The 23,787-nt window shown below is 52.9% G+C and carries 21 protein-coding genes and 7 tRNA genes; 21 read left to right on the forward strand and 7 right to left on the reverse strand.

The genetic code is table 11. The features are described 5' to 3' along the window. Positions 1-133: 133 nt before the first annotated feature. A complete protein-coding gene (locus ACVLVH_RS10185; RefSeq protein ID WP_008107019.1) occupies positions 134-334 on the reverse strand; it encodes a YbfA family protein in 201 nt (66 codons plus the stop codon). Positions 335-580: 246 nt separating this feature from the next. On the opposite strand from ACVLVH_RS10185, the gene kdpE reads away from it, so the two are divergent. Then, positions 581-1,255, forward strand: a complete 675-nt coding sequence (kdpE, locus tag ACVLVH_RS10190; protein WP_312462560.1) for a two-component system response regulator KdpE — start codon at positions 581-583, stop codon at positions 1,253-1,255. Between the two features lie 39 nt (positions 1,256-1,294). Here kdpE and pgm read toward each other — a convergent pair whose 3' ends face one another. Beyond that, positions 1,295-2,935 carry a phosphoglucomutase (alpha-D-glucose-1,6-bisphosphate-dependent) gene (gene pgm / locus ACVLVH_RS10195; protein ID WP_101763230.1) on the reverse strand — a complete coding sequence of 547 codons (1,641 nt, stop codon included), beginning with the start codon at positions 2,933-2,935 and terminating at the stop codon, positions 1,295-1,297. Positions 2,936-2,959: 24 nt separating this feature from the next. Beyond that, complete coding sequence (gene seqA / locus ACVLVH_RS10200; protein ID WP_101763231.1) at positions 2,960-3,499, reverse strand: replication initiation negative regulator SeqA; 540 nt, start codon at positions 3,497-3,499, stop codon at positions 2,960-2,962. Positions 3,500-3,747: 248 nt separating this feature from the next. Here seqA and ybfF point away from each other — a divergent pair, with 248 nt between their 5' ends. The 4 genes from ybfF (at position 3,748) to fur (ending at position 6,427) form a co-directional block, all read left to right on the forward strand. Beyond that, entirely contained in the window at positions 3,748-4,512 is a 765-nt protein-coding gene (gene ybfF, locus ACVLVH_RS10205) for an esterase (RefSeq protein WP_192414178.1), read from the forward strand. A gap of 167 nt (positions 4,513-4,679) precedes the next feature. Further along, complete coding sequence (ybfE, locus tag ACVLVH_RS10210; protein ID WP_007890670.1) at positions 4,680-4,955, forward strand: LexA regulated protein; 276 nt, start codon at positions 4,680-4,682, stop codon at positions 4,953-4,955. A 137-nt stretch (positions 4,956-5,092) separates the two neighbouring features. Continuing rightward, positions 5,093-5,623, forward strand: coding sequence for a flavodoxin FldA (gene fldA / locus ACVLVH_RS10215; protein WP_110865727.1), 531 nt, complete (start codon positions 5,093-5,095; stop codon positions 5,621-5,623). 354 nt (positions 5,624-5,977) lie between these two features. Beyond that, positions 5,978-6,427 carry a ferric iron uptake transcriptional regulator gene (fur, locus tag ACVLVH_RS10220; protein WP_007890672.1) on the forward strand — a complete coding sequence of 150 codons (450 nt, stop codon included), beginning with the start codon at positions 5,978-5,980 and terminating at the stop codon, positions 6,425-6,427. A gap of 61 nt (positions 6,428-6,488) precedes the next feature. On the opposite strand, the gene ACVLVH_RS10225 is transcribed toward fur, so the two are convergent. From ACVLVH_RS10225 to nagE, 3 genes are all read right to left on the reverse strand, one after another. Continuing rightward, positions 6,489-6,884 carry a hypothetical protein gene (locus ACVLVH_RS10225; protein ID WP_101763235.1) on the reverse strand — a complete coding sequence of 132 codons (396 nt, stop codon included), beginning with the start codon at positions 6,882-6,884 and terminating at the stop codon, positions 6,489-6,491. Between the two features lie 235 nt (positions 6,885-7,119). Next, complete coding sequence (glnS, locus tag ACVLVH_RS10230) at positions 7,120-8,787, reverse strand: glutamine--tRNA ligase (RefSeq protein WP_192414176.1); 1,668 nt, start codon at positions 8,785-8,787, stop codon at positions 7,120-7,122. 152 nt (positions 8,788-8,939) lie between these two features. Then, positions 8,940-10,967, reverse strand: coding sequence for an N-acetylglucosamine-specific PTS transporter subunit IIBC (nagE, locus tag ACVLVH_RS10235; protein ID WP_192414251.1), 2,028 nt, complete (start codon positions 10,965-10,967; stop codon positions 8,940-8,942). A gap of 341 nt (positions 10,968-11,308) precedes the next feature. Here nagE and nagB point away from each other — a divergent pair, with 341 nt between their 5' ends. From nagB to ACVLVH_RS10295, 12 genes are all read left to right on the forward strand, one after another. Next, entirely contained in the window at positions 11,309-12,109 is an 801-nt protein-coding gene (nagB, locus tag ACVLVH_RS10240; RefSeq protein ID WP_110865725.1) for a glucosamine-6-phosphate deaminase, read from the forward strand. A gap of 61 nt (positions 12,110-12,170) precedes the next feature. After that, a complete protein-coding gene (gene nagA, locus ACVLVH_RS10245) occupies positions 12,171-13,319 on the forward strand; it encodes an N-acetylglucosamine-6-phosphate deacetylase (RefSeq protein ID WP_222233135.1) in 1,149 nt (382 codons plus the stop codon). 7 nt (positions 13,320-13,326) lie between these two features. Continuing rightward, a complete protein-coding gene (gene nagC / locus ACVLVH_RS10250) occupies positions 13,327-14,547 on the forward strand; it encodes a DNA-binding transcriptional regulator NagC (protein WP_137385370.1) in 1,221 nt (406 codons plus the stop codon). A gap of 41 nt (positions 14,548-14,588) precedes the next feature. Further along, positions 14,589-15,341, forward strand: coding sequence for an HAD-IIA family hydrolase (locus ACVLVH_RS10255; protein ID WP_036649098.1), 753 nt, complete (start codon positions 14,589-14,591; stop codon positions 15,339-15,341). Positions 15,342-15,658: 317 nt separating this feature from the next. Then, complete coding sequence (gene asnB / locus ACVLVH_RS10260) at positions 15,659-17,326, forward strand: asparagine synthase B (protein ID WP_008107047.1); 1,668 nt, start codon at positions 15,659-15,661, stop codon at positions 17,324-17,326. 215 nt (positions 17,327-17,541) lie between these two features. After that, positions 17,542-17,618, forward strand: a tRNA-Met gene (locus tag ACVLVH_RS10265). A 7-nt stretch (positions 17,619-17,625) separates the two neighbouring features. Then, a tRNA-Leu gene (locus tag ACVLVH_RS10270) sits at positions 17,626-17,710 on the forward strand. Positions 17,711-17,731: 21 nt separating this feature from the next. Continuing rightward, a tRNA-Gln gene (locus ACVLVH_RS10275) sits at positions 17,732-17,806 on the forward strand. A gap of 34 nt (positions 17,807-17,840) precedes the next feature. Then, positions 17,841-17,915 (forward strand) — tRNA-Gln (locus tag ACVLVH_RS10280). A 26-nt stretch (positions 17,916-17,941) separates the two neighbouring features. Further along, a tRNA-Met gene (locus ACVLVH_RS10285) sits at positions 17,942-18,018 on the forward strand. A gap of 6 nt (positions 18,019-18,024) precedes the next feature. Continuing rightward, a tRNA-Gln gene (locus ACVLVH_RS10290) sits at positions 18,025-18,099 on the forward strand. A 28-nt stretch (positions 18,100-18,127) separates the two neighbouring features. Next, positions 18,128-18,202: transfer RNA gene (locus ACVLVH_RS10295), tRNA-Gln, on the forward strand. A gap of 103 nt (positions 18,203-18,305) precedes the next feature. Here ACVLVH_RS10295 and ubiF read toward each other — a convergent pair. After that, on the reverse strand, positions 18,306-19,478 hold the full coding sequence (gene ubiF, locus ACVLVH_RS10300) for a 3-demethoxyubiquinol 3-hydroxylase (RefSeq protein ID WP_192414172.1): 1,173 nt from the start codon (positions 19,476-19,478) through the stop codon (positions 18,306-18,308). A 169-nt stretch (positions 19,479-19,647) separates the two neighbouring features. On the opposite strand from ubiF, the gene miaB reads away from it, so the two are divergent. The 4 genes from miaB to corC all read left to right on the forward strand — a co-directional run bounded on the left by miaB (position 19,648) and on the right by corC (position 23,787). Continuing rightward, positions 19,648-21,072 carry a tRNA (N6-isopentenyl adenosine(37)-C2)-methylthiotransferase MiaB gene (gene miaB, locus ACVLVH_RS10305; protein WP_101763242.1) on the forward strand — a complete coding sequence of 475 codons (1,425 nt, stop codon included), beginning with the start codon at positions 19,648-19,650 and terminating at the stop codon, positions 21,070-21,072. A 207-nt stretch (positions 21,073-21,279) separates the two neighbouring features. Continuing rightward, the gene (locus tag ACVLVH_RS10310; protein WP_192414170.1) at positions 21,280-22,353 is read left to right on the forward strand and encodes a PhoH family protein; all 1,074 of its coding nucleotides are present in this window, start codon (positions 21,280-21,282) and stop codon (positions 22,351-22,353) included. Continuing rightward, positions 22,350-22,823: an rRNA maturation RNase YbeY gene (gene ybeY / locus ACVLVH_RS10315; RefSeq protein WP_008103651.1), complete on the forward strand. Its 474-nt coding sequence runs from the start codon at positions 22,350-22,352 to the stop codon at positions 22,821-22,823. The genes ACVLVH_RS10310 and ybeY overlap by 4 nt, the downstream gene beginning before the upstream one ends. 82 nt (positions 22,824-22,905) lie before the next feature. After that, a complete protein-coding gene (corC, locus tag ACVLVH_RS10320; RefSeq protein WP_176971375.1) occupies positions 22,906-23,787 on the forward strand; it encodes a CNNM family magnesium/cobalt transport protein CorC in 882 nt (293 codons plus the stop codon).

The following is a 23,787-nucleotide window of genomic DNA, read 5'->3' on the forward strand; positions in this document are numbered from 1 at the left end:
TCTTGTAGAGGTTTTAAGTGTAGCTGAAATGCGCGGAGATAACAGCGGGAACGCGCGGTGGGCGTGAAAATTATCGATAAAAAAACCCGGCGCTTCACGTGAAGTCGCCGGGTTAATACTGCGCTAGAATCGCTTACCAGTGAATGCCGGCAGCCGCTTCAGACTGCGCCAGCCAGACGGGTTTCGTGCTGGTTTTGCACCACATACGATGCAGGTAACTGTACAAACGTGCGCGATCTGAGCGGAATAACATCACTGGCAGCGCCAGCAAACCGATTGCTACCACCAGCACGCGGCGCAGTACGATTTTATACAGTGGATATGCGCGATCCATCTTTGGCCCCCTTGTGGTAAACATTACGTTGAAATGTGATCTGGTTCAGATATTACCCTTTGCTGTGTAATTTTACTACTCATCCGACCACTATATTTGCGCTTTTTTTCAGCAATTTGTGTGGTGATGAAAGTTAGTTACAAGATTGTGAATTAAACGATGCTTTTAAGTTAAAAACTTCGTGACGGACGCCGGGCCGCTTTATTGCTAAAGTGATGCGTTAACTTTTTTGCCGCTGGAGGCAGCGTGACGACCATCTTGATAGTGGAAGATGAAAAAGAGATTCGCCGTTTCGTGCGCCTTGCGCTGGAGAGCGAAGGCCTGAAGATTGTGGAAGCGGAGCAACTGCAGCGCGGCCTGATTGAAGCGGCGACGCGTAAGCCGGATCTGGTGATCCTCGATCTCGGCTTGCCGGATGGTGATGGCAATGACTTTATCCGTGAAGTACGCCAGTGGAGCAGCATGCCGGTGATTGTGCTGTCGGCACGGAGCGATGAGCAGGATAAGATTGATGCGCTGGACGCGGGTGCGGATGATTATCTCACTAAGCCGTTTGGCATAGGTGAGCTGCTGGCGCGTGTGCGCGTGGCGCTGCGTCGCCATCAAAGCAACCAGCCAGAACCGATTGTGAAATTTGGCGAAGTCAGCGTCGATTTGGCGGCGCGCCATGTACTGCGCAACCAACAGGAAGTGCATCTGACACCGACTGAATTCCGTCTGCTGAGTTTGCTGGTGAACAACGCCGGAAAAGTGTTGACCCAGCGTCAATTACTGAATCAGGTTTGGGGGCCCAATGCAGTGGAGCACAGCCATTATTTGCGCATCTATATGGGGCACTTGCGACAGAAGCTGGAAGCGAATCCCACGCAGCCCAGCCATTTGCTGACCGAAACCGGTATCGGCTATCGATTTATGCCATAAAAAAAGGCCGCTAAGCGGCCTTTTTTCTTCACTGCCCAATCAGGCGTTTTTCAGTACTTCGCTAACAATCTCAACCGCTTCTTTCTCGATTTGCTGACGATGTTCAGCACCCAGGAAGCTTTCGCAGTAGATTTTGTACGCGTCTTCTGTACCTGATGGACGCGCGGCGAACCAGCCGTTTTCCGTCATTACTTTCAGACCGCCGATTGACGCACCGTTACCCGGCGCGGCAGTCAGGCGTGCGGTGATCGGATCACCCGCCAGCGTATCTGCGCTCACCATTTCAGGTGACAGCTTAGACAGCGCGGCTTTCTGTGCAGAAGTCGCCGGAGCCTGCAGACGGTTATAGCTTGGCGCACCAAAACGTTCGGCCAGCTCGTCATAGTGCTGCTGCGGGTTCTTGCCAGTTACCGCCGTGATTTCAGCAGCCAGCAGGCACAGAATGATGCCGTCTTTATCGGTTGACCAGGCTGAGCCATCGAAACGCAGGAAGGATGCGCCCGCGCTCTCTTCACCGCCGAAACCGAAGCTTCCATCGAACAGACCATCAACGAACCATTTGAAACCAACCGGCACTTCCACCAGCTTACGTCCAATGTCGTTGACCACGCGGTCGATCATCGCGCTGGAAACCAGGGTTTTCCCTACAGCAACGTCTTTGCCCCACTGCGGGCGATGCTGGAACAGGTAGTTGATCGCCACCGCCAGATAGTGGTTCGGATTCATCAGACCCGCAGGCGTGACGATACCGTGACGGTCATAATCAGGATCGTTACCAAAGGCCAGGTCGAATTTGTCTTTGTACGCCAGCAACCCGGCCATCGCGCACTCGGATGAGCAGTCCATACGCACCACGCCATCTTTATCCAGATGCATGAAGCGGAAAGTCTGATCGATCGCATCGTTCACGATGGTCAGATCCAGTTTGTAGTGCTCAGCAATGCGCTGCCAGTAAGCAATACCGGAACCGCCTAACGGATCGACGCCAATTTTCAGGCCGGCGTTCTGGATGGCGGCGAAGTCAATCACCTGCGCCAGACCTTCAACGTATGGCTGGATCAGATCCTGCTCAACGATGTGGCCGCTCGCCCATGCCTGATCCAGCGGCAGACGTTTCACGTCTTTCAGCTCGCCTTTGATCAGCTGGTTAGCGCGATCTTCCACCACTTTGGTAACGTTGGTATCAGCCGGGCCACCGTTTGGCGGATTGTATTTGATACCGCCATCTTCCGGTGGGTTATGCGAAGGCGTGATAACGATGCCGTCCGCCTGCGCGCCGCCGCGTTTGTTGTGCTCAAGAATCGCGTTAGAGATTGCAGGCGTTGGCGTGTAGCCATTGTCCTGCTGAACAATCACGTCCACGCCGTTAGCGGCCAGCACTTCCAGCACCGATAGAATCGCCGGCTCAGACAGCGCATGCGTGTCTTTACCGACGTAGCACGGACCGGTGATGCCATTCTTTTTGCGCTCTTCAGCAATCGCCTGCGCGATCGCCAAAATGTGCTGTTCGTTGAAGCTTTGGCGTCCCGCGCTGCCGCGGTGGCCTGAAGTGCCAAATTTCACCGCATGATCCGGATTCGCCACATCGGGCTTCAGGACGTAATACTGCGAGGTTAATTGTGCAACGTTAATCAAATCGCTCTGCTGGGCAGGCTGCCCGGCACGGGGGTGATTGGCCATTGGCGCTTCTCCCTGACGCTTCAGTTAAATGGTGCCGCGAACTTTCTCTGTCAGTTCCTGTGGGAACTGCATAGCCAGCATGATGTGTTCCACCATGCTGCATTTGCGACCTGTATTGGTGTTCGTGATCACCCAGTACGGTGTGCCGGGAACGTGCTTCGGCTTGGTATGGGTGCCATTTTGCAGCAGCGTGTGCTCGTCGCCCGCAAAGTAGACGCGGGTACGGCCCTGCAGCGAGGCAGTAGCTTCAGCAAACGCAGCCGGATCAAGACGATAGAGCGTTGACAGTACCAACATGAAGCGGTTAACCGCCTTATTCTGCTCGGCATATTCATCGGAAAGTAGCAGCTCACGTACCGCCCGGACGCGATCCTGAGGACGCGCTTCACGGCTGGCAGGTTGCGCTTCTTTGATTGATGCACCAGCGGCGGGCGCAGCGGGTGCGCTCTGTCCAGCGGTGAACTTCAACATGCGGCGCAAAATATCTGAGGCGCTTTCACCAATGTGCTGCGTGTGGCTGGCAATATAACGGTAGAGTTCTTCGTCAACTTCAATCGTTTTCATCTTTTTCCGTACGATTCTGGCAAATGACAGAACCACGCATTCTTGCAACGTCCTTAGCAAAATCCAGTCGTGCAAAACGTGAGCGGGTTCTAACATAAGGATTATAAAGTTAAATCCGTGGCAGCCGATAGCGTTGGCAACGTTTACGGGCAAAAGTCGGAATATGCCCTAATGCCCACCGGCCTGACTGCTGGACAGGTGAATCCATGATAACCTAAGCCAAGGTCACAACCGTAAGAACTTTAGCCATGATTTTGAACGCCCGTCTGCAAACTGAACAATCTGCCCCCAATGCCACGCCGATTCTGTTGATCCATGGTCTTTTTGGCAGCCTTGATAACCTTGGCGTGCTGGCGCGTGGGGTGCGTGATGCACGTCCGACGCTGCAAGTTGACGTGCGCAATCACGGCTTGTCGGCGCGTAGTGATGAGATGAATTATCACGTGATGGCGCAGGACATTGTCGAAACGCTGGATGCGCACCATATCGATCGCGCGGGTGTGATTGGCCACTCAATGGGCGGCAAAATCGCCATGGCACTGAGTGCCATCGCGCCGGAACGTATCGATAAAATGGTGATGATCGATATCGCGCCCGTTGATTACCAAACGCGCCGCCATGACGAAATTTTTGCCGCTATTCGGGCCGTGAGCGCCGCGGGCGTCACGCGCCGCAGCGAAGCCGCTGAAGTAATGCGTCAGCATATTGATGAAGAAGGCGTGATCCAGTTCATCCTCAAATCTTTCGCAGAGGGCGAATGGCGCTTTAATGTGCAGGTGCTGTGGGATAATTACAGCATTATTTCCGGCTGGGAAGAGATTCCTGCGTGGCCGCATCCGGCGCTGTTTATCCGCGGCGGCGACTCGCCTTATCTGGATAATCAGCATCGCGATGCGCTGCTGCGTCAGTTCCCGCAGGCACATGCACATGTGATCAGCGGTGCTGGACACTGGGTGCACGCCGAGAAACCCGATGCGGTGTTACGCGCCGTTCGGCGTTTTTTTAACCTGTAAAAGCAAAAGCTTGCCGCTTGCGCTTTAGGGTTGGCGTCAGGGAAGGCGCTGGAGTATGATGTCGCGCTAAAAATTTGCCACGGATATTTTTTCGCCGTGGTCGGGCCGATAATGTTTTAATCGCGCAGCGCCTTTCCGCCGTTCGCGCCCACTCAGTTTTACAAACCATGGCAAAAGAACAGACAGACCGCACTACGCTTGATCTCTTCGCAGACGAGCGGCGTCCTGGTCGCCCGAAAACCAGCCCGCTGACGCGTGATGAACAGTTACGCATCAACAAACGCAATCAGCTCAAGCGCGATAAAGTGCGTGGGCTGCGTCGTGTTGAGCTGAAGATGTCGAGCGAGGCGGTTGACGCCCTCAGCACGCTAGCCGATCAGCAAAACATCAGTCGCAGCGAATTGATTGAACAAATGCTGCTGGCACAGCTCAAACTGTCGTAACGCGCGAAGACCGCACGCTGGAACACAAAGTCACGGTTTTATACGTTCCGCACTTTTTACCGGTCTGCTATTATTCGCATAACTGTGCAGTCAACTGACTTACTTTCACAATCAGGATTTAAGAGGTTACCTAACCCATGGCAATCGTAGGCATTTTCTTCGGCAGCGATACCGGCAACACTGAAAACATTGCAAAGATGATCCAGAAACAACTGGGTAAAGATGTCGCCGAAGTGCATGACATTGCTAAGAGCACCAAAGAAGATCTCGAAGCGTTCGACATCCTGCTGCTGGGTATCCCAACCTGGTATTACGGCGAAGCGCAGTGTGACTGGGACGATTTCTTCCCGACGCTGGAAGAGATTGATTTCAATGGTAAGCTGGTAGCGCTGTTTGGTTGTGGCGATCAGGAAGATTACGCCGAGTACTTCTGTGATGCGATGGGCACTATCCGTGACATCATTGAGCCGAATGGTGCGGTGATCGTCGGTCACTGGCCAACCGAAGGCTATCACTTCGAAGCCTCTAAAGGCCTGGCCGATGACAAAAACTTCCTTGGTTTGGCCATTGACGAAGACCGTCAGCCGGAATTGACCAACGAACGCGTTGAGAAGTGGGTGAAGCAGATCTTTGATGAGCTGCAGCTGAAAGAGATTATTGAAGCTTAATTCCCTGCTCTGCCCGATGTGCGCACTGCCTCACATCGGGTAACGGAATTTCCTATAAAAATAATAGCTACGGTTTTTTAACTTTTCCCCGCAAATCTGTAGAATACCCGCAATGGTCATCCGCTTATTCCTCTGGCAGTAGAATGAGGCTGAGTGAAATGGAATCCAAAACCCAAGCGTCTTGAAGACGTTAGTGACGATATCCTTACAAACTTTGGTGATTAAGGACGTTGCCTTGGTTTTCATTTCACTGCTTGAGTTCTATAATGAGACGCAAATGAGAATGCGCGTTGACCTAAACATTCAAGGCCCCTGCGCCGCAAGTGACTAGCAAAGTAACAGGACAATATCCGCATGACTGACAACAACTCCGCATTGAAGAAGGCTGGCCTGAAAGTCACGCTACCCAGACTGAAAATTCTGGAAGTGCTTCAGGGACCCGGCCCAGAGTCCCATCACGTCAGTGCGGAAGATTTGTATAAGCGCCTGATTGATATGGGCGAAGAGATTGGTCTGGCAACGGTGTATCGCGTTCTTAACCAGTTTGACGACGCGGGCATCGTAACCCGTCACAACTTTGAAGGCGGCAAATCTGTCTTCGAACTGACTCAGCAGCATCACCACGATCACTTGATCTGCCTGGATTGTGGCAAAGTTATAGAATTCAGCGATGAATCAATCGAAACGCGTCAGCGTGAAATTGCCACTCGCCACGGCATTAAGCTCAGCAACCACAGCCTGTACCTGTACGGTCATTGTGCTTTGGGAGACTGCCGCGAAGACGATACGCTCCACGATAAGTAATTGAGTGTGCTATGCAGTATAAAAAAAACCGGCGCTTGAGCCGGTTTTTTTATGCCTGTAATCAGGCGACAAGCGTTTCCTGCAGGTAGCGCCAGCGCGGAATGGCGGTGCTGCAATCCAATACCGCCAGTGAAATGCGGCTCTGATTGATGCCGTTCATCATCTGTAATTCACGATACTGAATCGTCACTTCCTCGCTTTGCTGCGAGATGATGGCGTGCTCACTGGTGGCAATGCGCATGCCTTCACGCTGCCCCTGTAACTGGCGAAACAGCACTTCCATTTCATTGAGGTCCAATCGTTTGCCTTGCGGCGTGACCATTTTGAACTCGGGATGAAAGTGCGATAAAAACAGATCAATGCTGTCGTCACTGCCTTCCGCCTGATTGAAAATACGTTCAATAAGCTGATGTAAAACCACCACGCTATGCCTGGCTTCCTGGGCGAGAGTTGTCATTTTTTTTCCTTAGATAAGCCGCAGAGCACCGTCTGAGAGCGCATAGCCTACCTGAAAAAAAGTTTTTCACACTGCCAAATGGGTTAATTTTTCTAAAGTCAGAATAGTCGCAAATAGGGAATTAAAGGCGAATTGAGGCGTGCAGCATAAAAGGTCGTATCTGGCCAAATTGAGATAATAAAAAAGGGCGATTGCTCGCCCTTTCATGATCTTATCGTGCTCGCGACTAAAACTATTAATCGCCGATTTTTGCCCAGGTATCACGCAAACCTACGGTGCGGTTAAACACCAGCCTGGAGGGCTGTGAATAGACGCTATCAGCACAGAAATAGCCTTCACGTTCGAACTGGTACGGTGCCATCGAATCGGCAGCACGTAAACCAGGCTCAACGAAGCCCTGTTTGATTTCCAGTGAGTTTGGGTTGATGGTGGTGAGGAAATCCTCAGCCGCGCCCGGATTTGGCACACTGAACAGACGATCGTACAGGCGGAATTCCGCTGGCAGCGCGTGGATTGCAGAAACCCAATGGATAACACCTTTCACTTTACGGCCATCGGCCGGATCTTTGCTCAGCGTATCAACGTCGCAAGTACAATAGATGCAGGTAATATTGCCTTCAGCATCCTTCGCCACACGTTCGGCACGGATCACGTAAGCATTACGCAGACGCACTTCTTTACCCAGCACCAAACGCTTATACTGCTTGTTGGCTTCTTCACGGAAGTCAGCGCGATCGATCCACACTTCACGGCTGAATGGCACTTCACGCGTGCCCATCTCCGGTTTGTTCGGATGATTCGGCATAGTGATGATCTCATCGTGACCTGCAGGCAGGTTCTCGATCACCACTTTCAACGGATCCATTACCGCCATCGCACGCGGTGCGTTTTCATTGAGATCGTCACGAATGCACGATTCCAGTGAAGCCATCTCCACGATATTGTCCTGTTTGGTCACACCAATACGGCGGCAGAACTCACGGATAGAAGCGGCGCTATAACCACGACGACGTAGACCCGAAACGGTTAGCATGCGCGGATCGTCCCAGCCTTCTACCACCTTCTCGCTCACCAGCTGAGTCAGTTTACGCTTCGACATCACCGCATATTCCAGATTTAGGCGTGAGAACTCGTACTGACGCGGATGAACCGGAATGGTGATGTTATCCAGCACCCAATCGTACAGACGACGGTTATCCTGGAACTCCAACGTGCAGAGAGAGTGCGTAATGCCTTCGATCGCATCCGAAATGCAATGAGTGAAGTCGTACATCGGGTAGATGCACCACTTGCTGCCGGTCTGATGGTGATCGGCAAACTTAATGCGGTACAGCACCGGATCGCGCATCACGATAAAGCTGGACGCCATGTCGATTTTGGCACGCAAACAGGCTTTGCCCTCTTCGAAACCGCCATCGCGCATCTTCTCGAACAGCGCCAGGTTTTCTTCCACGCTGCGATCGCGATATGGGCTGTTTTTACCCGGCGCCGTCAGTGAACCGCGATACTCACGGATCTCATCCGCCGACAGTTCATCAACGTAAGCCAGACCTTTGTTGATCAGCTCAACCGCATAGTTGAACAGTTGGTCGAAGTAGTCTGAGGAGTAACGAATGTTGCCGCTCCACTCAAAGCCCAGCCATTGCACGTCACGCTTAATGGATTCGACAAACTCCAGATCTTCTTTAACTGGGTTAGTGTCGTCGAAACGCAGATTGCACTGACCTTGATAGTCTCGCGCGATACCAAAGTTCAGGCAGATAGATTTCGCATGGCCAATATGCAGATAACCATTGGGCTCAGGCGGGAAACGGGTATGCACACTGTTGTGCTTACCGCTCGCCAAATCTTCGTCGATGATCTGACGAATAAAGTTCGTTGGGCGGGCTTCAGCCTCACTCATCTCAAAATCCTCAAAAACTATAACGGGTGATTTGTACCACGAAGTAACGGAGTATGATCCACAAAGCGCAGGAGGGAAACAACCGTTTGTTGGTCGTTTTAAAACAAAAAAGGCAGGAATCGCTTCCTGCCTTCTGGCTCAATCACAAGGACTTAGCCTTTAACCTCGTACAGCGGGGTTTGGCCTGCAACCACTGAACCGGTTGCCAGTAAATTCAGACCAGCGAAATCATCGCTATTGCTGACCACAACCGGACTGATCATCGAGCGGGCGTTGGCATTGAGGAAGTCCAGATCCATTTCCAGGATTGGCTGACCTGCAGTGACCGTTGCGCCCTCTTCAACCAGACGCGTGAAGCCTTTACCTTCCAGCGCTACTGTATCCAGCCCCATATGTACCACGATCTCGACGCCGTTTTCCGCCTCAAGGCAGAACGCATGGTTGGTATTGAAGATCTTCACCACGGTTCCGGCGGTTGGCGCAACCACGGTTTTGCCGGTTGGCTTGATGGCCAGACCATCACCGACTGCCTTGCTGGCGAATGCTTCGTCAGGCACATTTTCCAGCGCAACGATGTCACCGGTTACTGGCGCCAGCAGCGTAGCAATCACGGCTTTTTCGCTGTTCAGCACCGCCTGCGGTTTTACAGCAGCAGCAGGAGCAGCCGTTGACGCCGCGGCAGATGCCGCAACTGGACCTTTGCTCAGTACGGTTTTCATTGCTGTTGCAATGCTTTCCGCCTGCGTACCGACAATAACCTGTACGCTCTGCTTGTTCAGACGAATCACACCTGAAGCACCGAGACGTTTAGCGACACCTTCATTAACCTGCGCGGAATCTTTAACGTTCAGACGTAGACGTGTGATACAGGCATCGATGTTGGTCAGGTTTTCTGAGCCACCTACCGCCGCAATATAACGACGCGCCAGAGATTCAGTTTGGCTTTCACCGTTGCCGCTGTTATCGACATTGACGTCATAACCATCGGTTTCATCGCCCGCAGAGAGTTCGCGGCCCGGCGTCATCAGGTTGAATTTCTGGATGGTGAAGCGGAATACCACGTAGTAGATAACGAAGAACACCAGACCTTGTGGGATCAGCATCCACCAGTGCACCGCCAGCGGGTTGCGCGTTGACAGCACCATATCCACCAGACCCGCACTGAAGCCGAAACCGGCAATCCACTGCATGCTCGCGGCGATGAAAACTGAAAGACCGGTCAGTGCCGCGTGAATCACATACAGCACCGGCGCCACGAACATGAAGGAGAATTCCAGCGGTTCAGTGATACCCGTAAAGAAGGCGGCAAAGGCCGCCGCCAGCATAATGCCGCCGACTTTAGCGCGGTTTTCCGGGCGTGCGCAGTGGTAAATTGCCAGCGCTGCACCTGGAAGACCAAACATCATGATTGGGAAGAAGCCCGCCTGATAACGACCGGTGATGCCAGGGATACCTGTACCTTCAGCGATAGACTGCGCGCCGCCAAGGAATTTAGGAATATCGTTGATACCGGCAACATCGAACCAGAATACCGAGTTCAATGCGTGGTGTAAGCCAACAGGAATCAGCAGACGGTTAAAGAAAGCGTAGATGCCCGCACCGACGGAACCCAGCTTCTGAATATGCTCACCAAAACTTACCAGTCCACCGAAAATGATCGGCCAGATATACATCAGAATGAACGCAACCAGGATCATCAGGAACGATACAAGGATCGGCACCAGACGGCGACCGCTAAAGAAGGACAACGCTTTTGGCAGTTCAACATGACTAAAGCGGTTATAGACTTCAGCAGAAAGAATCCCGACAAGAATGCCAACAAACTGGTTATTAATTTTACCGAAGGCAGCGGGAACTTGCTCCACCGGCATCTTCTGAATCATTGCCACCGCTGCCGGAGAACAGAGTGTGGTCACAACAAGAAAGCCGACAAAACCGGTTAACGCTGCAGCGCCGTCTTTATCTTTTGACATACCGTATGCCACACCAATGGCAAACAGCACTGGCATATTGTCGATGATTGCCGAACCCGATTTGATCAACAGTGCTGCCAGCGCATTGCCTGCGCCCCAGCTATCTGGATCGATCCAGTATCCAACGCCCATCAAGATTGCCGCTGCCGGCAAAGTCGCTACCGGCACCATAAGCGCGCGGCCGACCTTTTGCAGATATCCTAGAATACTCACCTTATTCTCCCCCTATGAGACTGGCGTTATGCCGTGGCGCAGGTTGATTTTATTATCCCGTCGCCCGGTACCTTGATGACACTTTTCACCACGAGGCGCAGTGTAAAGATAAATTAATTCGCCTCGCAAATTAAAACCACTACAACTGTGACTTTAATCACCAAAATGGTGGTTTGATAATGCGAAATGCTAGCCAGCACCACAAACTTATTTTATGATAAAAAATATCGAGTCGCACTTATCCCTGGTGGCTACGCTTAAACGCATTACGCTTAAGGGCAAAACTGTCAGAGAAACGGCAACTCCACATTTCCAATCTTAATTGAGGTGAAGACATGAGACTGATCCCTTTGGCCACACCGACCCAAGTGGGTAAATGGGCTGCACGCCACATTGTTAACCGCATTAATGCGTTTAAGCCTAGCGCAGAACGTCCCTTCGTGCTGGGTCTGCCAACCGGTGGAACACCGCTGGAAGCTTACAAGCACCTGATCGATATGCACAAAGCGGGCCAGGTTAGTTTCAAGCACGTTGTCACCTTCAACATGGATGAGTACGTTGGCCTGCCAAAAGAGCATCCGGAAAGTTACCACAGTTTCATGTACCGTAACTTTTTCGATCATGTTGATATTCAACAGCAAAATATCAATCTTCTGAATGGTAATGCCGAAGATATTGACGCAGAATGTCGCCAATACGAAGAGAAGATCCGCGCTTACGGCAAAATTAACCTGTTTATGGGCGGCGTGGGCAACGATGGTCACATCGCCTTTAACGAACCGGCTTCTTCCCTCTCCTCACGTACCCGCATCAAAACCCTGACGCACGATACGCGTATTGCAAACTCACGCTTCTTTAATGGTGATGTGGATCAGGTGCCGAAATACGCCCTGACGGTTGGTGTCGGTACGCTGCTGGATGCTGAAGAAGTGATGATTCTGGTTACCGGCCACCTGAAAGCGCAAGCGCTGCAGGCTGCGGTTGAAGGTAACGTCAACCACATGTGGACCATCAGCTGCCTGCAGCTGCATGCCAAATCTGTCGTGGTATGTGACGAGCCAGCCACCATGGAACTGAAAGTGAAAACCGTGAAATATTTCCGCGAAATGGAAGCGGAAAATATGAAAGGTGTGTGAAAACACGTTGTAACAAAACCTGCTGCTTTCAGGCAGCAGGCTTAGCCGGGAGAGAGAAACGATGTACGCATTAGTGAACGGCCGGATTTTTACTGGTCATGAAATTCTGGACAATCATGCAGTTGTGATTGCAGATGGCCTGATTGAGCGCGTGTGTCCGCGTGATGCCCTGGACGCGGCAATTGCACAGCAGGATGTGGCTGGTGCGTTTATCGCTCCTGGTTTTATTGATTTGCAGCTTAACGGCTGTGGCGGCGTGCAGTTCAATGATGACATCAATGCGTTAAGCGTTGAAACGCTTGAGATCATGCAGCGCGCCAACGAGAAATCAGGCTGCACCAGCTATTTGCCAACACTGATTACCAGCACCGATGCGCTGATGAGACGCGCAGTCGAAACCATGCGCGCTTACCTGGCCAAGCATCAGAATCAGGCAATCGGCCTGCATCTGGAAGGTCCGTGGCTGAATAAAGCTAAAAAAGGTACACACAATCCTGAATTGATTCGCCTGCCGGATGCCGAGCTGGTGGATTTCCTCTGCGCCAATGCCGACGTCATCACTAAAGTCACGCTGGCACCTGAAAATACGGGCAGCGAGGTGATTCGTCAGCTGCGTGATGCCGGCATCATCGTGTCAGCGGGTCACTCCAACGCGACCTATGAAGAAGCAAAAATTGGCTTCAGCGCGGGCGTCAGCTTTGCTACGCATCTCTACAATGCCATGCCAACCTTCGCTGGACGTGAGCCAGGTCTGATCGGTGCGCTGTTTGATTCGCCTGATGTATACTGCGGCATCATTGCGGATGGTTTACATGTCCATTACGCTAATGTGCGCAATGCAAAACGCATTAAAGGCGACAAGCTGGTGTTAGTGACGGATGCCACAGCACCGGCGGGCGCATCGATTGATCAATTTATTTTTGCAGGCAAAACAATATACTATCGCGATGGCCTGTGCGTTGACGAGAACGGTACGCTCAGCGGTTCTGCCTTGACCATGATTGAAGCGGTGCAGAACAGCGTTGAACATTGCGGTATCGCTCTTGATGAAGCGCTGCGTATGGCGACGCTCTATCCAGCGCAGGCGATGGGTGTGGAGAAGCAGTTAGGCACGGTCGAAGCAGGAAAAGTCGCCAACCTGACTGTCTTTACCCGCGATTATCAAATCACTAAGACGTTCGTCAACGGAGACAACGTCCTCAGCGAGTAAGCATTGAATGACCACTGGCGGCCAGTCTCAAATAGGAAATGTTGATCTTGTTAAACAACTCAATAGTGCAGCCGTTTATCGGCTAATCGATCAGCAGGGGCCAATTTCGCGCATTCAGATTGCCGAACACAGTCAGCTTGCGCCCGCCAGTGTCACCAAAATTACCCGCCAGCTCATTGAGCGCGGCCTCATCAAAGAGGTGGAGCAACAAGCCTCCACCGGTGGGCGTCGCGCGATCTCCATCATTACTGAAACCCGTCATTTTCATACTATCGGCGTGCGCTTAGGGCGTAATGACGCGACGTTGACGCTGTTTGATCTGAGCGGGAAATCGCTGGCGCAGGAAGATTATCCGCTGCCCGAGCGCACGCAGGAAACGCTGGAGAACGCGCTGTTCAATGCCATCAGCGCCTTTATGGCCGCACATCAGCGTAAGATTCATGAACTGATTGCTATCTCGGTGATTCTGCCCGGATTGGTCGATCCCATTAACGGCATCATTCGCTACATGCCGCACATCGCGGTAAGTCATTGGCCGCTGGTTTCCAGCCTGAAAAAACGCTTCAACGTCACCAGCTTTGTTGGTCATGACATCCGTAGCCTGGCGCTGGCCGAGCACTACTTCGGTGCAAGTCGCGATTGCGCAGACTCCATTCTGGTGCGTTTGCATCGCGGCACCGGTGCCGGAATCATCGCCAACGGCCACATTTTCCTCGGCAGTAACGGCAACGTGGGCGAGATTGGCCATATTCAGGTTGATCCGCTGGGTGAACGCTGCCACTGCGGTAACTTTGGCTGTCTGGAAACCATTGCGGCTAATGGCGCGATTGAAAACCGCGTACGTCATCTACTGAATCAAGGGTATCCCAGTTCACTAACGTTAAATGATTGCCTGATGCCGCAGATTTGTCGCGCCGCTAATCATGGCGACGCGCTGGCGTGCGAAGTGATTGAATATGTCGGCCGCTATTTAGGCAAGGCGATTGCTATCGCCATCAACCTGTTCAATCCGCAAAAAGTGGTGTTGGCCGGTGAAATCACTGAAGCCGATAAAGTGCTGTTTCCTGCCATTGAAGGGTGTATCAATACGCAGACGCTGCCTGCCTTCCGTAAAAATCTGCCGGTGGTGCGTTCCGAGCTCGATCATCGCTCGGCGATTGGCGCCTTTGCGTTGGCAAAACGCGCAATGCTGAATGGCATTTTGCTGCAACATCTGCTGGAAGAGTAATCACCAGCCTGCTGTCAAGCAGGCCCGACCGGATGCAATCTATGACGATTAAAAGCGTAATCTGTGACATCGACGGCGTGTTGATGCATGACAATACCGCCGTTCCCGGCGCGAACGAATTTCTGCAGCGCATTCTGGCGAAGGATATGCCGTTGGTGGTGTTGACCAACTATCCTTCGCAAACCGCGCTGGATTTGGCGAACCGCTTTGCCAACGCCGGCATTGACGTACCGGATTCGGTGTTTTACACCTCGGCGATGGCCACCGCCGATTTCCTGCGCCGTCAGGAAGGGAAAAAAGCCTACGTAATTGGCGAAGGTGCGCTGATTCATGAGCTGTATAAAGCTGGCTTCACCATCACCGACGTTAATCCAGATTTCGTTATCGTCGGCGAAACCCGCTCCTTCAACTGGGAAATGATGCATAAAGCCGCTTTCTTCGTGGCAAATGGCGCCCGCTTTATCGCCACTAATCCCGATACACATGCACGCGGCTTTGTTCCTGCCTGCGGAGCACTCTGCGCCGGTATCGAAACCATCTCCGGTCGTAAACCGTTTTACGTCGGCAAACCGAGTCCGTACATCATGCGCGCGGCGTTAAACAAAATGCATGCGCATTCGGAAGAGACGGTCATTGTCGGCGATAACCTGCGGACAGACATTCTGGCAGGCTTCCAGGCGGGTCTGGAAACCATTCTGGTGCTGTCTGGCGTTTCCACACTGAGTGATATTGATGCGATGCCTTTCCGCCCGGATTGGATTTATCCATCGGTCGCCGATATCGACCTGTTCTGATCCCAACCATTACCTCTCCTTATGGCCCTGCTTATGCAGGGCTTTTGTTTTTTCTGTGGTTATGCCTTTCTTTACCGCTCGCCACATGCCTACAAAACGAACGATAATGCAGTTTCATTAGATGACATCTAAAATAAACACGTAATAATTGAATAATATTCAATATTAATTGCCCATGAACATTCTTTTTATCAAAGAATCGCAATTTTACTTGCACTAACACCGCCATTTAGCGCATTTTCTTATACATCACGCAGCCAAGGCTGCCGGACAAACGTAGAAATAACTTCGCCACAAGGTGAGATCAGGAGTCAGTTATGTGTTCAATTTTTGGTGTGCTGGATCTGAAAAGCGATCCTATTGAGCTGCGCAAGAAAGCGCTGGAATCTTCTCGTCTGATGCGTCACCGCGGCCCGGATTGGTCAGGTGTTTATGCGGATGATAAAGCCATTCTGGTGCATGAGCGTCTGTCGATTGTTGACGTTAACAACGGCGCACAGCCGCTGTATAACGCTGACCACACCCACGTACTGGCTGTTAACGGCGAAATTTACAACCATCAGGCGCTGCGTGCTGAGTTGAGCGATCGTTACGCTTTCCAGACCGGTTCTGACTGTGAAGTGATCCTCGCGCTGTATCAGGAAAAAGGCGTCGATTTCCTCGACGAGCTGCAAGGCATGTTCGCCTTCATTCTGTGGGACAGCGTGAAGCAACAATATCTGATTGGTCGCGACCATATCGGCATTATCCCGCTGTATATGGGCAACGACGAGCACGGCAACCTATATGTCGCTTCCGAGATGAAAGCGCTGGTGCCAGTGTGCCGCAGCATCAAAGAGTTCCCGCCGGGAAGCTACATGTCGAGCGCCGATGGTGAAATCCGTCGTTACTGGCAGCGTGACTGGATGGAATATTCCGCCGTTGAGCACAACACCACGGATGCCGCCGAGCTGAAACATGCGCTGGAAGAGTCAGTAAAAAGTCACCTGATGTCTGACGTGCCTTACGGCGTTCTGCTGTCTGGCGGCCTGGACTCATCCATCATCTCTGCCGTGACCAAACGCTTTGCTGCGAAACGTGTTGAAGATGCGGATAAGAGCGATGCATGGTGGCCGCAGCTGCACTCCTTCGCGGTTGGCCTGGAAGGTTCTCCAGACCTGAAAGCAGCGAAATCAGTCGCAGAACACCTCGGTACCGTACACCACGAAATCCATTTCACCGTGCAGGAAGGCCTGGATGCGATCCGTGACGTGATTTACCACATCGAAACCTATGATGTGACCACCATTCGCGCCTCTACGCCGATGTATTTAATGTCGCGTAAGATCAAAGCGATGGGCATCAAAATGGTGTTGTCCGGTGAAGGTGCGGATGAAGTCTTTGGCGGCTACCTCTATTTCCATAAGGCGCCAAACGCCAAAGAATTCCACGAAGAGAACGTACGTAAACTGCTGGCTCTGCACATGTTTGACTGTGCTCGCGCCAACAAAGCGATGTCCGCCTGGGGCGTGGAAGCGCGTGTGCCGTTCCTCGACAAGAAATTCCTCGACGTGGCGATGCGCATCAACCCGGCAGACAAACTCTGTGGCAGCAACGGCAAGATGGAAAAACACATCCTGCGCGAATGCTTCTCTTCTTACCTGCCGGAGAGCGTGGCGTGGCGTCAGAAAGAGCAGTTCTCTGATGGTGTGGGCTACAGCTGGATCGATACGCTGAAAGAAGTGGCGGCGAAGCAAATCACCGATCAACAGCTGTCGACTGCGCACTTCCGCTTCCCGTACAACACGCCGAACTCGAAAGAAGCGTATCTGTATCGCGAGATCTTCGAGGAATTGTTCCCGATCGCCAGCGCCGCAGAGTGTGTGCCAGGCGGTCCATCAGTGGCCTGTTCTTCGGCTAAAGCGATCGAGTGGGATGAAGCCTTTAAATCCATGGATGACCCTTCTGGTCGTGCCGTTGGTGTGCATCAGTCCGCGTATAAATAAGGTTTTTACTCAACAAGATATGGGGCTCATTCGAGCCCCTTTTTTATGCAATCTATCGTATAGCCTGTGAAATTAGCCGAATAAATCACCAGCCTGGTTACAAGCCAGACAAACAGGCGTTTTAAGGCGAAAAACGGCAAAAAAATTGTTGACGCTACAAGACTCAATACGCATAATGCGCCCCGCAACGCCGATGAAGGTTACGCGAAAAAGATGGCTACGTAGCTCAGCTGGTTAGAGCACATCACTCATAATGATGGGGTCACAGGTTCAAATCCCGTCGTAGCCACCATCTTTTTGCGGGAGTGGCGAAATTGGTAGACGCACTAGATTTAGGTTCTAGCGCCGCAAGGTGTGCGAGTTCAAGTCTCGCCTCCCGCACCATTTCAGTCTTCGGCAGCCGGATGGGGTATCGCCAAGCGGTAAGGCACTGGTTTTTGATACCAGCATTCCCAGGTTCGAATCCTGGTACCCCAGCCAATCCGGATTATGTTGTGGATACAAAGTCGACGAATGGGATATCGCCAAGCGGTAAGGCACCGGTTTTTGATACCGGCATTCCCTGGTTCGAATCCAGGTATCCCAGCCATCGTCGGACGCAGTAAGCAGTACAAAGGCTACGTAGCTCAGCTGGTTAGAGCACATCACTCATAATGATGGGGTCACAGGTTCAAATCCCGTCGTAGCCACCAAATTATTGGGGTGTCGCCAAGCGGTAAGGCTCTGGTTTCTGATACCAGCATTCCGGGGTTCGAATCCCTGCACCCCAGCCATAAAAAGACAATTTGATCAAACACCTATTGGGGTGTCGCCAAGCGGTAAGGCACTGGTTTCTGATACCAGCATTCCGGGGTTCGAATCCCTGCACCCCAGCCAAATTGCACAATAAAGCCCGCTTATGCGGGCTTTATTGTTTTCTGAGTTTGGCAAAGTGGCGAGCAAAGTTTTAACCAGGAGCGCATCAATACGCTCCCTACAATCACAAACCTAATGCGTAACGCAGCACCTTGCGTTTCAACGCGCCGGCATTCTCCGCCGCAATCAGCGCCAGGTTTCGCGCAAAACGCAGCGGCGGCAGTTTATTGCTAAACGCGAAGTAGAACAGATCCATTCCGCCCTGCATCAGTAAATTATCTTTGTAACGCTGACGATGATAACGCTGCAGCACAGCATCCGATGACCAGAGCTCCGCCTGGTTGCGCGCCTCGACCAGCGTCGTGATCAACGCATCCACATCCCTATAGCCCAAATTAACGCCCTGCCCGGCCAGCGGATTGATGGTGTGCGCCGCATCCCCCACCAGCGCCAATCCCGGCATCACATAACGCGTAGCATGACGTCGCACCAGCGGGAAAGAGGCCGCAGTCTTGACCTGAATACGGCCAACGCGTGCCGGGAAGTGAGCATAAATCTCTTTCTCCAGTTGCGGGAGCGGCAAACTTTGCAGCTGACGAATTCGTGCTGGCGCGTCGTACCACACCAGCGAAGCACGACGATCAAACAGCGGCAGGAAAGCGCGCGGCCCTTGCGGCGTAAACTGCTGCCAGGTGGCATCGCCCGCCTCCTGCTCGCACTCCACGCTTATCAGCATGCAGGATTGCGCATAGTTCCAGCCGCGCACGCCAATGCCCGCTAACTGACGCACACGCGAGTTGGCACCATCTGCGCCGACCACTAAACGCGCATCCAGCGTTTGGCCATTATCGAGTTGCACCTGCCAGCCGGCGCTGTGCGGCTGCAAACCCTGCAAGCTCGCCGGGCAGATCAGTGTGATGCCTTCTTGCTGCATTTTTTCCCACAACGCACGCTGCAGCACGCTGTTTTCCACCATAAAGCCCAGCTCGGGCAACCCAAGCGAGGCCGCATCAAACTTCACATGCGCGTTTTGCCACTCCCAGGTTTCCAGCTGGCGATAGGGCGCACAGCGCATCGCCTGCACACGCTGCCAGACATCCAGTTGCTGCAGCAGCGCAACCGACGACGCACCGATGGCGGAGATACGCACATCTGGCTCGCTGCCGGCATCAAAGCTTGCCGGTTCCGCCCGTTCAATGACCGCTACGCGAAACTGCTGCTGCGCCAGGCCACACGCCAGCGCCGCACCAACCATGCCACCGCCCACGATCACCACATCAAAATGTGAATCCTGCATCGACTCTAATCCTTCTTTTTGCCGTGAAACCTTCAAGCATCACGTTGATAGCTAAAGTGTACCGGAAATTAGCAGCGCGATGCGATGCAGATGCGTGAAGCCTGGTAACAACAGCGTCGAAGCATTACAATACGCGCCCTGCACTTCGCTTGAATCAATGGCTAGTTCGATGACCAAAAAACTGCACATCAAAACCTGGGGCTGTCAGATGAATGAATACGATTCATCGAAGATGGCCGATCTGCTGAACAGCACGCACGGCTACACCCTTACCGAGGAAGCTGAAGAGGCGGACGTTCTGCTGCTCAACACCTGCTCCATCCGTGAAAAGGCGCAGGAGAAGGTTTTTGCTCTGTTAGGCCGTTGGAAAAAGCTGAAAGCGAGCAATCCCGATCTGATCATCGGCGTGGGTGGCTGCGTGGCCTCACAAGAAGGTGAACGTCTGCGCCAACGCGCCAGTTACGTCGATATCGTCTTTGGCCCGCAGACCTTACATCGTCTGCCGGAGATGATTAACACCGTGCGCGGCAGTAAAAGCCCGGTTGTTGACATCAGCTTCCCTGAAATTGAGAAGTTTGATCGCCTGCCAGAACCGCGCGCCGATGGCCCAACCGCCTTTGTGTCGATCATGGAAGGCTGCAACAAATATTGTACTTTCTGCGTGGTGCCTTACACGCGCGGCGAGGAAGTCAGCCGTCCGAGCGACGATATTCTGCTGGAAATCGCCCAGCTTGCCGCTCAGGGCGTACGTGAAGTCAACCTGCTGGGCCAGAACGTCAACGCCTATCGCGGCGCCACCTTTGATGGCGATATCTGCACCTTTGCTGAGTTGCTGCGCTTAGTGGCGGCGATCGACGGCATTGACCGTATTCGCTTCACCACCAGCCATCCTATTGAATTTACCGATGACATCATCGAGGTTTACCGCGATACACCCGAGCTGGCGAGCTTCCTGCATCTGCCGGTTCAGAGCGGATCAGATCGCATCCTGACGCTGATGAAGCGCGCGCACACCGCACTCGAGTACAAAGCGATTATCCGCAAGCTGAAAGCCGCACGTCCGGATATCCAGCTGAGCTCTGATTTCATCATCGGTTTCCCCGGCGAAACGCAGCAGGATTTTGAGCAGACCATGAAGCTGGTCGGTGAAGTGAATTTCGATGTCAGCTTCAGCTTTATTTACTCGATGCGCCCAGGCACGCCGGCGGCCGATCTGCCCGACGATGTGACGGAAGAGGAGAAAAAGCAGCGTCTTTTCATCCTGCAGGACCGCATCAATCAGCAGGTGATGGCGTGGAGCCGCCGCATGCTGGGCACCACGCAGCGCGTGCTGGTGGAAGGCATTTCGCGTAAGAATGTGATGGAACTGACCGGCCGCACCGATAATAACCGCGTGGTGAACTTCGAAGCACCGGTTGAAATGATCGGTAAGTTTGTTGATGTCGAAATTGTTGATGTCTATGCCAGCTCCCTGCGCGGCGTGCTGGTGCGCACCGAAGATCAAATGGCGCTCCGTGTGGCCGAAAGCCCGGCATCGGTGATTGCGCGTACCCGCAAAGAGAACGACATCGGCGTCGGACTGTTCCAGCCTTGAAACCTCGAACGTTGAGCGACAGCGCACAAAGCGCTGTCGCCTGTTTCATCCCCAGGCCCTTGCTTTCCACAAGTGCTGCCCAAATATCGACTCTGAAGCTTGCGCCAGTGCGCAGCGCCATAAATAATTTCATAAAGATGTGGAGAGATTGCTCTTCGACATCCGGCACACCTTTTCAACTGGCCCTGAGTGACCTTAAGGATTCATTTGAATATCGAAACGCGTGAAATCGCCCTTGAACCGGCAGATAACCAACGACTGATGAGCTTGTGCGGTCCGATGGATGACAATGTGAAACAGCTGGAGCGCCGTTTGGGCCTTGAAATCAAACGCCGTGACAACCAATTCGCGCTTACCGGCCGCTCGCTGTGTGTGGACGCTGCCGTCAATATCCTGCGCACGCTGTATGTTGATACCGCCCCAATGCGCGGTCAGATCAAAGATATCGAACCGGACCAGATTCACCTGGCAATCAAAGAGAGCGGCGTTCTGGAACAGAGCGCTGAGAGCGTGCCGGAATTCGGCAAAGCGGTGAACATCAAAACCAAGCGTGGCGTAATCAAACCGCGTACGCCTAACCAGGCCCAATACATCGCCAATATCTTCTCGCATGACATTACCTTTGGTATCGGCCCGGCAGGTACCGGTAAAACCTATCTGGCGGTCGCTGCCGCAGTGGATGCGCTGGAGCGTCAGGAGATTCGCCGTATTCTGCTGACGCGTCCGGCGGTTGAAGCGGGTGAGAAACTCGGCTTCCTGCCCGGCGATCTCAGCCAGAAGGTCGATCCCTATCTGCGCCCGCTGTACGACGCGCTGTTCGAAATGCTCGGCTTTGAGCGCGTAGAGAAACTGATTGAGCGCAACGTGATTGAAGTAGCTCCGCTGGCCTACATGCGCGGACGCACGCTGAACGACGCCTTTGTGATTCTCGATGAGAGCCAGAACACCACTATCGAACAGATGAAGATGTTCCTGACGCGTATCGGCTTTAATTCGAAAGCGGTCATTACCGGCGATATCACGCAGATTGACTTGCCGCGCAGCACCAAATCCGGCCTGCGCCACGCCATTGAAGTGCTGGCAGAAGTCGATGAGATTAGCTTTAACTTTTTCCACAGCGAAGACGTGGTGCGTCATCCGGTTGTCGCACGCATCGTGAATGCTTATGAAGCCTGGGAAACCGCCGACCAGAAACGCCGTGATCAACAGGCAGAAGAGCGCAAACGCGAAGCTATCGCGGCTCAGCTTGCCAGCCACACCAGCCCGCAGGAGCGTTCATGAGCGCGGTGATTCTTGATTTACAACTGGCCTGCGCCGATGAAAACCATCTGCCAGCGGAGAGTGATTTTCAACGCTGGCTGGAAGCGGCGGTAACGCCGTTTCAACCGGAAAGCGAAGTCACGATTCGTCTGGTGGATGAAGCCGAGAGTAATGAGCTTAATCTGACTTATCGCGGCAAAGATAAGCCGACCAACGTGCTGTCATTCCCGTTTGAAGCACCGCCGGGAATTGAACTGCCACTGCTCGGCGATCTGATTATTTGCCGTCAGGTTGTCGAGCAAGAGGCTGCTGAACAAGGCAAAACCGTCGAAGCCCACTGGGCGCATATGGTGGTGCACGGTACGCTGCATCTGCTGGGTTACGACCATATCGAAGATGAAGAAGCCGAAGAGATGGAGGCGCTGGAGACCGAGATAATGCTTGCTCTTGGTTATCCTGATCCGTACATTTCGGAGAAAGAAGACGCCTGAGCCGCTGGTTCAGGTTATTGCGCTGCTGGCGCGGATGCCAGCAGCCCCAATCCCTCATTAGAGAGAACGAAATAAAAACGCCATGAGCGACGACCATTCTCAAAACAGCGACGCACCCAGTAGTAAAAAGGGATTTTTCTCCCTGTTAATCAACCAACTGTTTCACGGTGAACCTAAAAACCGTGATGAACTGCTGGGGTTAATCCGCGATTCTGAGCAAAAAGAGCTGATTGATCAGGACACCCGCGACATGCTCGAAGGGGTGCTGGACATTGCCGAACAGCGCGTGCGCGACATCATGATCCCTCGCTCGCAAATGATCACCCTGAAACGCAACCAAACGCTGGAAGAGTGCCTTGCGGTGATTATTGAATCCGCCCACTCACGTTTCCCGGTGATCAGCGAAGATAAAGACCACGTCGAAGGCATTTTGATGGCCAAAGACCTGCTGCCGTTTATGGCCAGCGCGTCTGAGCCGTTCAGCATGGAAAAAGTGCTGCGCACCGCCGTGGTGGTTCCTGAAAGCAAGCGCGTCGATCGCATGCTGAAGGAGTTCCGCTCGCAGCGTTATCACATGGCGATTGTCATTGATGAATTTGGTGGCGTCTCTGGTCTGGTGACCATTGAAGATATTCTTGAGCTGATTGTTGGCGAAATTGAAGATGAGTATGACGATGAAGAAGATCGTGATATCCGCCAGCTCAATCGTTACACCTATACCATGCGCGCCTTAACGCAAATTGAAGATTTTAATGAGGTCTTTGGCACCGATTTCAGCGATGACGAAGTCGATACCATTGGCGGATTGGTCATGCAGGGATTCGGCCACCTTCCCGCTCGCGGCGAAAGTATTGTCATTGATGGCTATCAGTTCAAAGTCGCCATGGCTGACAGCCGCCGTATCATCCAGGTGCATGTAAAAATTCCGGAAGACTCACCACAACCGCAACTGGAAGACGAATAA

The organism is Kluyvera sp. 1366 (assembly GCF_054823405.1).

Coding starts and splice junctions, on each gene's coding strand:
- ACVLVH_RS10185 (WP_008107019.1), bottom strand. CDS start 334: ATGGATCGCGCATATCCACTGTATAAAATCGTACTGCGCCGCGTGCTG.
- pgm (WP_101763230.1), bottom strand. CDS start 2,935: ATGGCCAATCACCCCCGTGCCGGGCAGCCTGCCCAGCAGAGCGATTTG.
- seqA (WP_101763231.1), bottom strand. CDS start 3,499: ATGAAAACGATTGAAGTTGACGAAGAACTCTACCGTTATATTGCCAGC.
- ybfF (WP_192414178.1), top strand. CDS start 3,748: ATGATTTTGAACGCCCGTCTGCAAACTGAACAATCTGCCCCCAATGCC.
- ybfE (WP_007890670.1), top strand. CDS start 4,680: ATGGCAAAAGAACAGACAGACCGCACTACGCTTGATCTCTTCGCAGAC.
- fldA (WP_110865727.1), top strand. CDS start 5,093: ATGGCAATCGTAGGCATTTTCTTCGGCAGCGATACCGGCAACACTGAA.
- fur (WP_007890672.1), top strand. CDS start 5,978: ATGACTGACAACAACTCCGCATTGAAGAAGGCTGGCCTGAAAGTCACG.
- ACVLVH_RS10225 (WP_101763235.1), bottom strand. CDS start 6,884: ATGACAACTCTCGCCCAGGAAGCCAGGCATAGCGTGGTGGTTTTACAT.
- glnS (WP_192414176.1), bottom strand. CDS start 8,787: ATGAGTGAGGCTGAAGCCCGCCCAACGAACTTTATTCGTCAGATCATC.
- nagB (WP_110865725.1), top strand. CDS start 11,309: ATGAGACTGATCCCTTTGGCCACACCGACCCAAGTGGGTAAATGGGCT.
- nagA (WP_222233135.1), top strand. CDS start 12,171: ATGTACGCATTAGTGAACGGCCGGATTTTTACTGGTCATGAAATTCTG.
- nagC (WP_137385370.1), top strand. CDS start 13,327: ATGACCACTGGCGGCCAGTCTCAAATAGGAAATGTTGATCTTGTTAAA.
- ACVLVH_RS10255 (WP_036649098.1), top strand. CDS start 14,589: ATGACGATTAAAAGCGTAATCTGTGACATCGACGGCGTGTTGATGCAT.
- asnB (WP_008107047.1), top strand. CDS start 15,659: ATGTGTTCAATTTTTGGTGTGCTGGATCTGAAAAGCGATCCTATTGAG.
- ubiF (WP_192414172.1), bottom strand. CDS start 19,478: ATGCAGGATTCACATTTTGATGTGGTGATCGTGGGCGGTGGCATGGTT.
- miaB (WP_101763242.1), top strand. CDS start 19,648: ATGACCAAAAAACTGCACATCAAAACCTGGGGCTGTCAGATGAATGAA.
- ybeY (WP_008103651.1), top strand. CDS start 22,350: ATGAGCGCGGTGATTCTTGATTTACAACTGGCCTGCGCCGATGAAAAC.
- corC (WP_176971375.1), top strand. CDS start 22,906: ATGAGCGACGACCATTCTCAAAACAGCGACGCACCCAGTAGTAAAAAG.